Origin of the sequence: Nocardia sp. CA-136227 (assembly GCF_050955695.1) — a bacterium.
In the GTDB taxonomy this organism is placed as follows: domain Bacteria; phylum Actinomycetota; class Actinomycetes; order Mycobacteriales; family Mycobacteriaceae; genus Nocardia.
The window spans coordinates 3,976,468-3,988,820 of the sequence record NZ_CP192081.1; the positions used below are offsets into that span (position 1 = coordinate 3,976,468).

General features: G+C 68.3%; 11 protein-coding genes. 6 read left to right on the forward strand and 5 right to left on the reverse strand.

All coding sequences use genetic code 11. From position 1 onward, the window contains the following. Positions 1 to 7 precede the first annotated feature (7 nt). The 3 genes from ACQP06_RS18340 to ACQP06_RS18350 all read left to right on the forward strand — a co-directional run bounded on the left by ACQP06_RS18340 (position 8) and on the right by ACQP06_RS18350 (position 3,999). A complete protein-coding gene (locus ACQP06_RS18340) occupies positions 8 to 562 on the forward strand; it encodes a TetR family transcriptional regulator (protein ID WP_433665763.1) in 555 nt (184 codons plus the stop codon). A gap of 106 nt (positions 563 to 668) precedes the next feature. After that, the gene (locus tag ACQP06_RS18345) at positions 669 to 3,518 is read left to right on the forward strand and encodes an ATP-binding protein (protein WP_433665764.1); all 2,850 of its coding nucleotides are present in this window, start codon (positions 669 to 671) and stop codon (positions 3,516 to 3,518) included. 34 nt (positions 3,519 to 3,552) lie between these two features. Beyond that, entirely contained in the window at positions 3,553 to 3,999 is a 447-nt protein-coding gene (locus ACQP06_RS18350) for an SRPBCC family protein (protein ID WP_433665765.1), read from the forward strand. Positions 4,000 to 4,079: 80 nt separating this feature from the next. Here ACQP06_RS18350 and ACQP06_RS18355 read toward each other — a convergent pair whose 3' ends face one another. From ACQP06_RS18355 to ACQP06_RS18370, 4 genes are read right to left on the reverse strand one after another with little or no spacing between them, the layout of a single operon-like run. Beyond that, positions 4,080 to 4,910: a M12 family metallopeptidase gene (locus tag ACQP06_RS18355; RefSeq protein WP_433665766.1), complete on the reverse strand. Its 831-nt coding sequence runs from the start codon at positions 4,908 to 4,910 to the stop codon at positions 4,080 to 4,082. A gap of 5 nt (positions 4,911 to 4,915) precedes the next feature. Continuing rightward, positions 4,916 to 6,187 (reverse strand): hypothetical protein, encoded by a 1,272-nt coding sequence (locus tag ACQP06_RS18360; RefSeq protein WP_433665767.1) that lies wholly within the window; start codon positions 6,185 to 6,187, stop codon positions 4,916 to 4,918. A gap of 7 nt (positions 6,188 to 6,194) precedes the next feature. Further along, complete coding sequence (locus ACQP06_RS18365; RefSeq protein ID WP_433665768.1) at positions 6,195 to 8,075, reverse strand: hypothetical protein; 1,881 nt, start codon at positions 8,073 to 8,075, stop codon at positions 6,195 to 6,197. Further along, positions 8,054 to 9,103: a DUF2235 domain-containing protein gene (locus tag ACQP06_RS18370; RefSeq protein ID WP_433665769.1), complete on the reverse strand. Its 1,050-nt coding sequence runs from the start codon at positions 9,101 to 9,103 to the stop codon at positions 8,054 to 8,056. The genes ACQP06_RS18365 and ACQP06_RS18370 overlap by 22 nt, the downstream gene beginning before the upstream one ends. Positions 9,104 to 9,544: 441 nt before the next feature. Between ACQP06_RS18370 and ACQP06_RS18375 the strand changes: the two genes are divergently transcribed. The 3 genes from ACQP06_RS18375 to ACQP06_RS18385 all read left to right on the forward strand — a co-directional run bounded on the left by ACQP06_RS18375 (position 9,545) and on the right by ACQP06_RS18385 (position 11,644). Beyond that, on the forward strand, positions 9,545 to 10,549 hold the full coding sequence (locus ACQP06_RS18375) for a fascin domain-containing protein (protein WP_433665770.1): 1,005 nt from the start codon (positions 9,545 to 9,547) through the stop codon (positions 10,547 to 10,549). A 10-nt stretch (positions 10,550 to 10,559) separates the two neighbouring features. Beyond that, a complete protein-coding gene (locus ACQP06_RS18380; RefSeq protein ID WP_433665771.1) occupies positions 10,560 to 11,129 on the forward strand; it encodes a hypothetical protein in 570 nt (189 codons plus the stop codon). 344 nt (positions 11,130 to 11,473) lie between these two features. Further along, complete coding sequence (locus ACQP06_RS18385) at positions 11,474 to 11,644, forward strand: hypothetical protein (protein ID WP_433665772.1); 171 nt, start codon at positions 11,474 to 11,476, stop codon at positions 11,642 to 11,644. A gap of 174 nt (positions 11,645 to 11,818) precedes the next feature. On the opposite strand, the gene ACQP06_RS18390 is transcribed toward ACQP06_RS18385, so the two are convergent. Beyond that, entirely contained in the window at positions 11,819 to 12,229 is a 411-nt protein-coding gene (locus ACQP06_RS18390; RefSeq protein WP_433665773.1) for a hypothetical protein, read from the reverse strand. Positions 12,230 to 12,353 lie beyond the last annotated feature (124 nt).

The window sequence follows — 12,353 nt, forward strand, 5'->3', positions numbered from 1 at the left end:
GACCGTGATGGACGGACGTACAGCACGAGCGGCGAAGAACCGCCAAGCGGTCCTCGAGGCCGCCCTGGCGCTCATCGACGAGGGCAATCTGCAACCGACCGCGCAGGCGGTCGCCGAGCGGGCGGGCGTCGCCACACGGTCGGTGTACCACCACTTCCAGGACCTGGAGACGCTGTATCTCGACGCGGCGCAGACCCAGATCGCCCGGCATTGGATCGCACTCCTGGAACCGGTGACCGGCGACCTGAACCAGCGCATGGACACCCTCGTGACCCTGCGCTCCGACCTGTTCGAGAACGTCACCAACACCCGCCGGGCCGCGCTGCTGCGCGAACACGAATCCGCGGTCCTCTCCGAACGTCTGAACGAGAGCCGCGCGGCGCTACGCGCCCACCTGCGCACCAATCTGCCCGAAATCGACGCGCTCGAACCAGCGTCCCGCGAGGCCGTCTTCGCGATGTGTTCCTGGGAGACCTGGGACGCCCTGCGCCGCCATCAAGCCCTCCCCGTCGACGCCGCCCGCGCGGCCGTCACCGCGGTCCTGACCCGCATGCTCACCTGAGTCGCCAAGAAGGAACATCCCCATGGCCATCGTGCCCGACGCCGATCAGTTCACCCCCTTCCCGACCCCGTGACCAGGCCCCCGGGGCGCGACTAGGCTCTGCCGGGTGCTGTTCCTCCGAGTGCTCGGCCCGATCGAGGTCGAGGTGGACGGTCGGCTCGTCGACATCGGCGGGCCCGTTCCCCGGCGGTTCCTCGCGGCCCTGTCGACCACGCTCGGCTCCGCGATGTCCGACGAAGCGCTCGGTGAGCTGATCTGGAGCGCCGAGCGGCCACAGCAGGTGGGCGGCACACTGCGGGTGGTGGCTTCACGGCTGCGGTCGGCGTTCGGTCCGACCGCGCGGGATCTCTTGCAGCGCAGCGTATCCGGGTATCGACTGGACGTACCTCCAGAGTGGACCGACAGTGGGCGCTTCGCGGCATCGGTCACCGAAGGAGTTCGGGCGCTGGCGGCCGGTGAGCCGGCGCGCGCTGAGCGGCTCCTGGCGGACGGGCTGGCGTCGTGGCGCGGAGAACCGTGGCCTGAGCTGGATCATGCGCCCGCGTTGCCCGCCGAACGGACGCGTCTCGCCGAGCTGCGCGATGTCGCGGTCGAAGAGTTGCAGGCGGCGCGACTGGCCTGCGGGCAGACCGCGGCGGCAGTCGCGGAATTGAGCGAGGCGGTGGCGCGAGCCCCGTTCCGGGAACGGCGGTGGGAGCTGCTGGCGCTGGGGCTGTATCGCGGCGGGCGGCAGGCGCAGGCGCTGGCCGAGCTACGGCGAGTGCGGGAACTACTGGTCGAGGAACTCGGCGTCGAACCCGGGCCCGCGCTACGCCTGCTCGAGCAGCGGATGCTCGCGCACGATCCCGGACTGCTGGCCGCGACCACGGCCCATCCTCGGCCACCGGTCGACGGCGTGGTTCGCGCTGTGCCGCAGCCCGTTTCGAGGCTGCTCACCTCCTTTGTCGGTCGTGACCGAGAACTGCGGCTGCTGACCGAGCTGATGGGGGAGCAGCGGATGGTCAGCCTGGTGGGGCCCGCCGGAGTCGGCAAGACCAGGCTGGCGGTCGAATACTGTGCGGCGCGGGAGGATACGGTCGACCGCTGGATCGTGCGCCTGGGTGATGCCCGCCGGAGCGATGCGGTCGCCATGGCGGTCGCATCCGCGCTCGGGCTCATCGATCACACGGGCGAGCCTGCCGCTTCGGTGCGGCGCGCGCTCGCGGTACGGCCGGGGCTGCTGGTGCTCGACAACTGCGAGCATCTGATCGAGCCCGTCGCCGAGCTGAGCGTGCTGCTGCTCGCCGGCTGTCCTGAATTGCGGATTCTCGCGACCAGCCGCCAGCCTCTGGGCATCGACGGTGAGCAGGTGCTGACGGTCGAACCCCTGCCCGTGACCGGCCCGGACGGTAACGATGGCAGCGCGGTGCAGCTGCTGATCGACCGAGTTCGGGCCGGTCGATCGAATTGGCAACCGGCCGAGGATGATCGGGCGTGCGCGCGGGAGATCTGCGCGACCCTGGACGGGCTGCCACTGGCGATCGAATTGGCCGCCGCCCGGGAGCGTGCGTTCGGGCTGCGCGACATCGCCTCCCACATTCGCGATCGGCTCGACGTGCTCGGACCGACACCACGGGGATCCCTCTCACCACATGCGGGACTCGAAGCCGCCATCGGATGGAGCGTCGAGCACCTCACCGACGCCGATCGCGCGATGCTGTTGCGGCTGTGGCCGTTCGAAGGCGGATTCACCTGGCAGGCCGCCGAAGCGGTCCGGCCCGCGGCGGCCGGAACCGCGGTGCTCGCCACCTTGGCGTCACTGCTGGATCGGTCGGTCATCAGCGCGGACACCACCACCGGCCCGACCCGGTATCGGATGCTCGAGACCATTCGCCGCTACTGCCGGGACGTCGATCCCGATCCACAGGCCAGTCGTGCCGCACACGCCGCGTGGGTGCACGACTTCGCAGCAGCGCAGACCGCACTGCTGACCGGGCATGGGGCCGGGCCCGCCTACCGCGCCTTGGCGGGGGAGATGCCCAACATTCGCACCGGCATCGACCACGACCTCGATCACGATCCCGTGCGCACGCTGAGGACCACTGCCGCACTGCAATTCGCGTGGACGACCCTCGGAGTGCTGGCGGACGGTCGCCGTCTGCTGCGGACCGCACTGGACCGCGCCGCACCGGCGGAACACACGGATCGGGCGCGCGGGCTGGCCGCCCTGTCCATCGTGTCCTTCCATGCCGGGGATCCCGCCGAGGCACTCGCGCACGCGGACGCCGCCCTGGACCTCCTGACCGCCCCGGAGTCCGAGCGCGATCTGATGTTGCACGCGTTGATGTTCCGGGCATTGGCGCTGACCGCGCTCGGCGACCCGACATCCACCCGGGCGGCGGTCGACCGCCTGAACGCGGAGGTCGACCGCCTGCCCACGCCCGAGTGGATCCGCGGCTGCGCCCAGTTCGGCCACGGCATCACCCTGCTGCTGGAAGGCGACAGGACCGAGGCCCTCCGATGGCTGCGCAGTGCGCGACAGCTCAGCGCCGACTGCGGTCACCTCTGGTGCCAGGGCATGGCCGATGTGGTGGTCGCCTGGTCGGTGCTCTCGCCGGGTGACGACAGGGACGCCGCCGCGGAGGCACTGACCGCGCTCGATCGGGCCTTGGGCGTGTTCGCCGAACAGTCGAATATCTCCGATGCTCTCGGCGCGATCTACGCGGCCGCGCACGCCCTCGTGCTGACCTCCGAACCCCGAGCGGCACTTCAGCTACGGGCGGCCGCACTGCACCACTCCGAGCGGGTCGGAGCCGACCCGCGCCGCTATGCGCAGTTCGCGCATCCGGCGCTGATCGAGCGGATGAACCGGCTGCTGCCCGCCGCGGACGCGGCGGCCGCCGAACAGGCCGGGAAGCGGATGAGCTGGACGGATATGGTCGATCTCGTCCACGACGCCGCGGGGAAGCCGCTGTAGCGGATTTGAAACACCCGTCGGCGACGGTGAACCGGTGACCACCTTCGACCTGTCCGCCGAGACCACCGTCGATTGCCCGGCCTCGAAGGTCTGGGCGATCCTCGCCGACTACGCGAACGACACCGCCTGGCGCTCTGGCGTCGTCGCCATGACCGCGAACCCGCCCGGCCTCGTCTCACCCGGCACCCGCACCGCCGAGGAACTCCGATTCGCCGGACGCACCTGGCGCAATGATGGCGAAGTCCTCGCGGTCGACCCCGGCACCCGGATGACCTGGCGCACCACCTCGGGAGCCGATGCCGAGGGCGCGCGCACCGTGACCCCACTCGGTACGGATCGATCTCGGATTCGCTTGGAACTGCGGGTCACTCCGCACGGCATGCAGCGGCCGTTCGGCGCGCTGCTGGCCCGCATGCTGCGGCGGAATCTCGATCGCGACGTCGCCGCACTGCGGGCGCTGATCGAGCGCACGAGTGTGTGACGTTCCCAGCGCTCACCCACTTCGATCGGCCGAAGCCGTTGCGATGCAACGGCTTCGGCCGTCCCCTCTTATCGAAGCGGTCACCGTGCGTGCGCGGTGGCCTTCGCGGCCGGGTGGGGTGTGCCCACCAGGGTCGCCGGGTAGAGCGTCTGGGCGAACTTGCGGTCCTGGGGGTCGATGTCGAGGCCGCCGGGAACGGGCTTGCCGTCGCGCATGATCGAGCCCGGCAGCTGGTAGCACATGATCGACAGGGTGTCGGCCGGTGTGGCGATGAGGCTGACGTCCTCGAGCGGGGTCAGCACCTGGGCGCGGGTGGTGTCCGGGCTCCAGCCGTCGGTCGCCTGGAAGTACTTGATCGCCTTCTTGGGGTCGATGTCATCGACGACCTCGCGGCGCAGGTGCTCGTGCGGGAAGCCCAAGGTGTGGCCGGTCTCGTGGCGCACGACCCGCTTGTACTCGCTCTCGGGGGTGTCCATGGAGAAGGAGTCCAGGTTCATGGTCGGCTGGTCGGCGGCGATGTGCAGGATGTCGGTGCCCAGATACGACCAGTAGCCGTCGCCGGGGGTGCGCGCGATCCGCACTTCCGCATCCTTGCTGCGGCTTTCGGAGAACTTGATGTTCGCGCCCGGCGACCACGCGTTCATGTGGCTGACGATGCGCTTCTTGAGGTCGGCGTCGTCGGTGTCGAGGAACCGCACCGCGAGATGCACGCCGCCACTGCGCCAGTACTTGGTGGTCATGGCGGAGATGAATTCCTTGTTCACCGTCCCCGGCGCGACCAATCCGGTGACCGGACGCACGTACGGGCGGTTCGCGGGATTGATCTCCACGGCCGTCCTGGCGGCCGCGAACAGGGTGTCGCCGGGCAGACTGCGCGGCGTGCACACGATGATGACGTCTCCGGTGGACATGTCTTTCACTCCTGATGGTGGTTCGTTGCGGTGAGGGTGACCTCGGTCCAGAGGTCGCCGTGCACGGCCAGGTGGCCGGGTACGGCTTCGGGCGGCTGGTCCGCGCGGACCACCGTGTGATGGTGCTGTTCGAGCGACTCGACCAGCGACTTCTTGGGTATGGTCTTCACCCATCGCTGCACCGGCCCGAACGGGACCATCGCGTACCCCGATGTCTGCCAGTCCTTTTCGACGAATCGGCGAGGAGTGGCGTTGTGCGAGCCGTGATGGCCGACCTTGTACAGCGCCAGGTCGGTCAGCAGGTCGACATTGCGGGCGTCGGAGAACACGTACTCCCACGCACCTTGCTGCGCGTCCCCGGGGAACAGCAGCCGCGTTCCGGACACATCGAGGACGAAGAAGACACTGGTGTTGTTCACGGCGTTCTCCAGAATCGCCGCGGCGCGCAGCAATCGGTCGTCATCGTGCACCAGATTCTCCAGCGCCAGATCCGTTTTCGCCTCCGGAAGCCGGCCCGGCAACTGACCGGTGCTGATGTACCGCGCGTGGAACAGCGGCGTGAGCGGCCCGGCGGAGCCGGTGCCGGCGCCCGCGCGGACCAGCGGCCACGACTGCTGGGCCGGCGGATCCATGCGCTTGAGGAACTTGATGTCGCGGGAGGGCCCGAGAATGTGGGCGATCACGCCGACGCGGTCCACGGCGATCCGGTTCTCGGCCTCGGTCCGGCTGGGCAGGAACCGAACCCGATGCGGGGCGGCGAACCCGCGCTGATTGCGGCCCAGCAGCCGATCGGTCGCGGCGGCATTGCCCTGCGCGTTGAGCGCGAACATGCGGGCCTGTTCGACACCGGCGGGCAGGCGGCCGTCGAGTTCGGCGACGCGCCGTTGGCTCAGCGCCAGCAGGCCGTTGGCGGCCTCGGCCTGACCGCCGCGGATACGGCGCGCGTCCGCGTCGTCGGGATCCTCGACGAACGGCACCCACACCTCGTCCACCAGCACCTGTTCCCACTCCTCGCAGGCGAATCCGGTGATGTGGTCGGCGTGGTGGTGGGTGGCGACCACGACATCGAGGTGCGGGCGGTGGTCGGGCGCGGCCTCGGTGAGATCGGCGATGATGGCGCGCACCGAGTCGCGGATCGGGCGGGCCCGGCCCTGACTGTGCACGCCGCAGTCGACCAGCATCCGCCAGGTGTCGTCGCCGCGGCGGACGGTCACCGTGAACGCGTCGCCGAAGCCCACGTTGTACATGCGGACCGAAATCGTTGTCCGGGTGGCCATCTCGCACCTACTCCCCGGTGTCGGAATGGATCGTGGCGAAGCCGAGACGGTGGATCGCGTGCTCGGCCGTGAAGTCGCTCAACGGGTCCGCGGCCTCCAAAGACTCGAACCATTGGGTCATTTCGGCGAGCCGCTGCTTCCCGGCTTCATGGAACTCTCTGGCGTTGTCGTCGGTCGCCACCGCCGGATCACTCAGGGGCAGCGGCTTCGCGATGATGTATTCGACGCCGCCGTCCACCCGGACGACCAGGGCGGTGCCGGCGCGGATCGCCGGCGGCTTGTACTGCTTCGGGTCCTCGAGGTCGGTGCGCCGCTGCAGTAGCTGAATGGCCAGCTCCGGGCGCGGCAGCCGGTCGCCCGCCCGCCGGTAGGAGACGTGGATGCCTTCGCAGCTGATCGGCAGCTTCGGATCGAGTCCGATTTGCAGGGCGTTCACGCGGGCCCAGGCGGTGATGCCGATGGCGACCTCACGGAAGACCACACTCGTCGTCGGGAGCTCCAGGGCGCGGGGACTGCCATTGCCGTCGGGGACCGGCGGCGTGCGCAGTTCGCCCGCCGCGCCGCCCGGGTCTAGGTCACGGGAGGCCGACAGGATGACCTTGGACAGGTCCACCGCGTGCTTGCCGCGGCTGACGTTCAGGCCGGTGTCGGGCTGATGCCAGACCAGCGCCTCATCGGTCAGCGAGGCGACGCTGGTCGGCCAGATGCCGCGCCGGCGCAGCGCCTCCACCAAGGTGGCGCGCAGATGCTCGCGGTCCTCGGGGTAGAGGCCGCGGTCGGCGGTGACGATCGCGCGCACCACATCGCCGAAGCGGACATCCACCACCGGCAGATAGTCGAAGGCGCGCACCACCATTCCGAGTAGGCGGTCCGCGGTCTTGACCGCCTCGTCGGCGATGCGGGACACCAGATCCGGATGCAGGTGGCCGGGCGGCAGCACGCCGGTGCCGCCGGTCGCGATCCGCAGCAGGTCCGCGATGGCGCTCTGATAGGAGTCGAGGTAGGCGTCGAAGACCGCGGCCACGAAGCACGCGCCCAGTTCGTGCGGCTCCTGCGCGGCCAGAAACTGATTGGGGGTGCGGTCCGGGCTGCGGATCGCCGAGCGCAGAGCCGCGCCGCGGCCGGTGGATTCGCCGAATTCCCGTGCCAGATCCAGGAGTCCGCCGCTCTTGCCGAGCTCGCCCGAGGTTTTCGTGATGGCGTCGACGACGACGTCGCGGTGGGTGAAATGCTGGAACAACGCCATCAGATCGGCCACCGCCTCGTGCCAGGCGAAGACGTCCCGATGCGTGGATTCGCTGTAGAGACGGCGGATTCGGTGCACGATCGCGTGGGTCACCTCGTGGGCGACGATATCGCTCGACAGGCAGGTGAAGATGATCTGACTGGGCAGATTCGCGCCTGGATTCTCGGCATCGGCCCGGTAGTAGCCGAACAGGACCGCGCGGCGCTTCGGATCGAAATAGGCGTTCTGGCCCTCGAAGGCGTGCGGAACCAGGCGCAGGACCTGCTCGCGGTGCCAGCGGAAACGGCGGCCCATGAAACGCTCGAAGCGTTCCAGGACGCTCATCGCGACGGCGTAGACGACCTGCTGATGGGCGCGGGGATCGCTCTCGGTCGGGCGAATCCCGTCCTGCGCCAACAGATACGGGTCGTCGAGGTCGATCGGGGCGTACCACTTCTCGCGGCTGGCGTCGTAGTCGACGACCTGCACGAGTCCACCGTCCGGGCCGGGGCCCTTGAACTTCTCGAACGGGATGTCCAGGGTGAGGAAGCGGCCGGTCAGGCGCGTCGACATGGGGTCGAAGGCGAAGGTCCGCAGTCGCCGGCGTGCGGGCGGGCAGATGCCGCCCATGCTGTAGGCGACTACAGGTGCGGTTTCGTCCATTGCTCGTCCTCCCACCGGACTGCGCGCGGGATCCGCTTGCCGTAGTTCGTATCCGTCTCGCACCGGGTCCGCACGCTCGCGTGCAACAGGGCATCCGCGGGAATGCGGCGGTGACGGTAGGTGAGCAGTGCCCAGATCCAGCCCATGCGGTGCACTCGGCCGCTCGCATGGTTCTCGGTCAGGGCGCAGACATCGCGGTAGGCCTTGGGCTTCAGGGTCAGTCCGGCCTCGATCGCGCCGTCGGCGATCCATTTCAACGCGATCCCGGCCAGGCGCGGATCGTCCTCGAAGGTGCCGCCGACATCGGAATGGACCCCGGCGAACCAGGCCTCGGTGAGGACGGGCCGTTCGCCCTTCGGAACGACGAGATATTGCTCGTACGGGCGACGCTTCTCGTCGATGGAAACGGCGTGCCGGACGCGTTCGACATTCGGGATCTGACGGGTGAAAGGCCAGTGCAGATTCCAGCGGAACAATCCGGCCGCCTTCACCGTGTCCCAGACCCCCAGATATTCGATGGGAATCGAGAATTCGCGCTCGGGGGTCTTCGAGCAGAAGGAGCGGGCATAGCGGCGCAGTTCGGGCCAATCCGTCGTCTTGCGCGTATAGGCGCTGACGACGTATTGGACGAGATTCTCGCTGCCGGGCCGCAGCAGCCCGGGCTCGTGCAGCAGCCCGGCCAGGGCCCGCGCGGTGTAGGCGCCACGGCTGAAACCGAAGACGAACACCCGGTCGCCCGGTCGCCAGTGTTCGATCAGATAGGTGTAGGCCTCGGCGAGATTCGAGCGCAGACCGCTGCCCACGGCCAGGCCGAGCATGCGCGACACCCAGCGCGCGGGCGGTGACCACGCGCCCCGGGCGCTGAAGGTGCCGACACCCGGATCGTAGAACGCGATCTGGCGGGCGGAATCGCTCAGATCGAGCATCTCGAACAGACGGACGACATTCGTGCTGCCGGTGGCCCGGAGTTGATTGCCTGTCCCGTCGAGACAGATGACGATGTTCTTCGCCGCCGATTCTGTAAACACCTATCGAGTGTCGCGCCGAAGAATCGCCAGGTATCGAGTAGTGGCGTACTCGAATTTCGGTAAACGGAGGGGTCAACTACTGAATTCGCGTACCCCAGGTGAGTGCTTTCCTATCGCCGGGGCCCGCACGGGCGCGGAACCGACTCCTTGGCGGGGCCGGCAGCGCACTCCCTGCCCAGGCCGTAATCGTACATTTGCCCCATTGTCCCGGCGACCATGATCAAACGCCCGAAAACGGCAATACCGGCCCATTCTCGATCACGAGTTCCGTTGCAAGCCAACCGGTTTCGCGGATTCCAGCAAGCACGATTCGGGACCAAAGACCCTTTCCCCGGCGGGATCGGATGCCGTCCACTGAAATCACCGGCTCGGACGAAATCGCCACCAGCGGAACAGATTCCGAGCCGGGCAGGGGATAAGCCGGACGGAAGAAGGCTCACCATGCCATTGTCAGCAGCCGAGCTCGCCAGCCTGGGGAACACACCCATCACGCTGCGATCGACAGCCTTCGCGAACGTGTACCTACGGTTGGACGGGTCGGCCTCGACCACTTTCACCGACAACGGGAGCGGGACGGTCAACTGCCAGTACACCGCGGGGCTCTACGAGAAATTCCGGGTGCGGCCGCAAACCGACGGCTCGTACGCCTTCGAGTCGGCCACGTTCCCGAACGTCTTCCTGCGGATGGACGGCACCGGGGTGACCTCGCAGACCGCGTCCGGCGGCGGAACGGTCAACTGCCAGTACAGCACCGGCGGCCCGGGTCCCTTCGAGAAGTACCATCTCAGCCCGCAGTCCGACGGCTCGTTCTCCTTCGAATCGATCGGCTTCCCGAAGGTGTACCTGCGGATGAACGGCACCGGGGTCACCTCGCTGAGCAACAATGGGGGAGGCGTCGTCAACTGCCAGTTCGCCGCCGAGGGTGGCATCCACGAGAAGTTCTTCCTCGAACTGGCCGACCAGCGCCTCGACTTCCAGATGCAGCATCAGCAGCAGACGCAGTGGTGCTGGGCCGCGACGTCGACGAGCATCGCGGTCTACTACGAGCCCGGGACCCCATGGACGCAGTGCACGGTGGTGAACGCCGAGGTGGGCCGCAACGACTGTTGCGGAGGCGCCGGATCGGTCGCGCCCTGCAATCAGGCGTGGTGGCTGGATCGGGCGTTGCAGCGGGTCGGGCACTACAACACGATCGTCGGATCCCAGCTGACCACCGCCCAGCTGGGTCTCGAACTCGCGGCCACGCTGCCGGTCGGGACCCGCGTCGGCTGGGCGGGCGGCGGCGGGCATTTCATGGTGTTGCGCGGCCGCTTCGTGTCGAACGGCGTCGAATACGTGAGCGTCGCCGACCCCTGGTACGGCGACTCCGACGTCACCGACGCCACCTACCGCAACGCCTACCAGGGCTCCGGCACCTGGACCCATTCCTACAAGACCAAGCGCTGAGGAGTCCGTCATGCCGTTGCATCTGCCCGAGCCGCCCGCCGACGTCCCCGACAAGGTGAAGGGCCGCCTGCACGCCTTCGCCGACGGCGGCAAGTTCTCCACCAAGGCGCTCAAGGGCGCCCGCAAGGAGAACCTCGACTTGTCCACGCCCCACGAGGTTTTCACCATGGGCCTCGACGACCTCGCCGCCGGCGCCGGCCTCGACCACGCCCAGCCCGTCGGCTGGCGCTACCTCATCACGGACGGCACCCAGATCATCGCCAGCGCCGAAACCGTCCCCGCCCCCGACGGCACCCAGGAGGTCTCCCAGTTCACCGAGGGCCCCTTCGTCCTCGGCACCGACAAAGCGGTCAAAACCCTCCGCAAACTGCCCCAGCTGGAGAAGAAGGGCTACGAACTCCGCCTCCTCCGCATCCCCGCCCTCTACGTGATGGCGTTGTGGCTCCACTCACCGACCGACGACCTCCTCGTCCCACTGGAACCCTCGCCCATCGGCAAGGAAGGCAAACCCGTCCCCACCGCCGACTTCCTCGCCGAACTCTCCGACCTCGCCCGCAACACCACCACCCCACCCGCCTGACCCCCGCCCCGACCGAGAAAGCCGCTGCACCGCAGCGGCTTTCCTCGTGACTGCGCCAACGGCATCACTCGCGAAGGAACTGAACAATTCTGTAGGTGATTTTCCGGCCTACCGGCCCGGCGCTGCGCGAGGTATCGGGCCACTGACGCCGGTGACGCTTCCCGACGCTGGACTACCTCGGCTTTGCCCTGCAGGGTGTTAGCTGACGGCGAGAATGGCGCAATTTGTCATAGGCAAACTGGGCCTATCGGTTTGCTGTCTGATTACCATGCCGCTTGTCGGTTCAGATTGCCAGGGCGCGCAGGTCGGCGCGAACCTGGCACTGGCGGGAAGTGAGCCCGGTGATGGACGTGACCATGAACCTGCTGAGCGAGATCCGGTGCCGGTATGGCAGTTTGGACGAATTTCTCGCGCGACTGCATCGCGCGCTCGACGAACCCACGGTCGAGTTGCCCGCCATGCGCGACACCGGGGCCGCGACCGGAGGGCGGCACCGCATGCGCGCTCGCGTGTGAGGCGTCAACCGACCGCCTTGTCGGACGATACGGCGGCCGGATGGGTGACCGAGAGGACGACGTCACGGCGAGTATCCATGAGCGCCCGCAATGTTCGCCGTCCCCAGGTCCGAAACCCGAACGCGACCACGCGCGTACCGGTTCCCGTCTTTCCTCAGTAGAGGCTGTGCGCCATCACCAGGCCATGTTCGCGTAGCTCGCGAGCATTTCCTCGCTCTCGCGCGAGAGCTTCCAGGTGCCGCCGACGTCCTTCCAGGTCACCGAGAACGGGAAGGCATAGGATCCCAGCCGGCTGTTCAGCGTGGCGGACAGGACGTCACCGTCGACCGAGATCGGCCCCGACACGTCCCAGCTGTACCCCGGAATCCGCTGAATCACCTGATTCACGTTGCCGATCTGGCTCGCGTCGCCGGACTCCAGCTCGGCGGCGGACCCGTTCAGCGCAGCCTGCAGCTTGCCCTGCAGCTCACCCGCGGACGGCGTGGCCGGCGCGGCCACGGCGGCCGGAGCGGTCGCGACGACGGCGACGGCCGGCGCCAACAAGCTGGCGGACAGCATCGAGGCCACGACGAACTTGCGAATCATGAGCAGATCTCCTTCAGGTCAGGTTAGGCTAACCATAGCCTATGGCTGAGGGGTTGTGTCCACTCCTTCGTCGGAGAACGGTCTGTCCGAACGGGATTCGCCAGCTTCGATCAGCGGGTCGCGG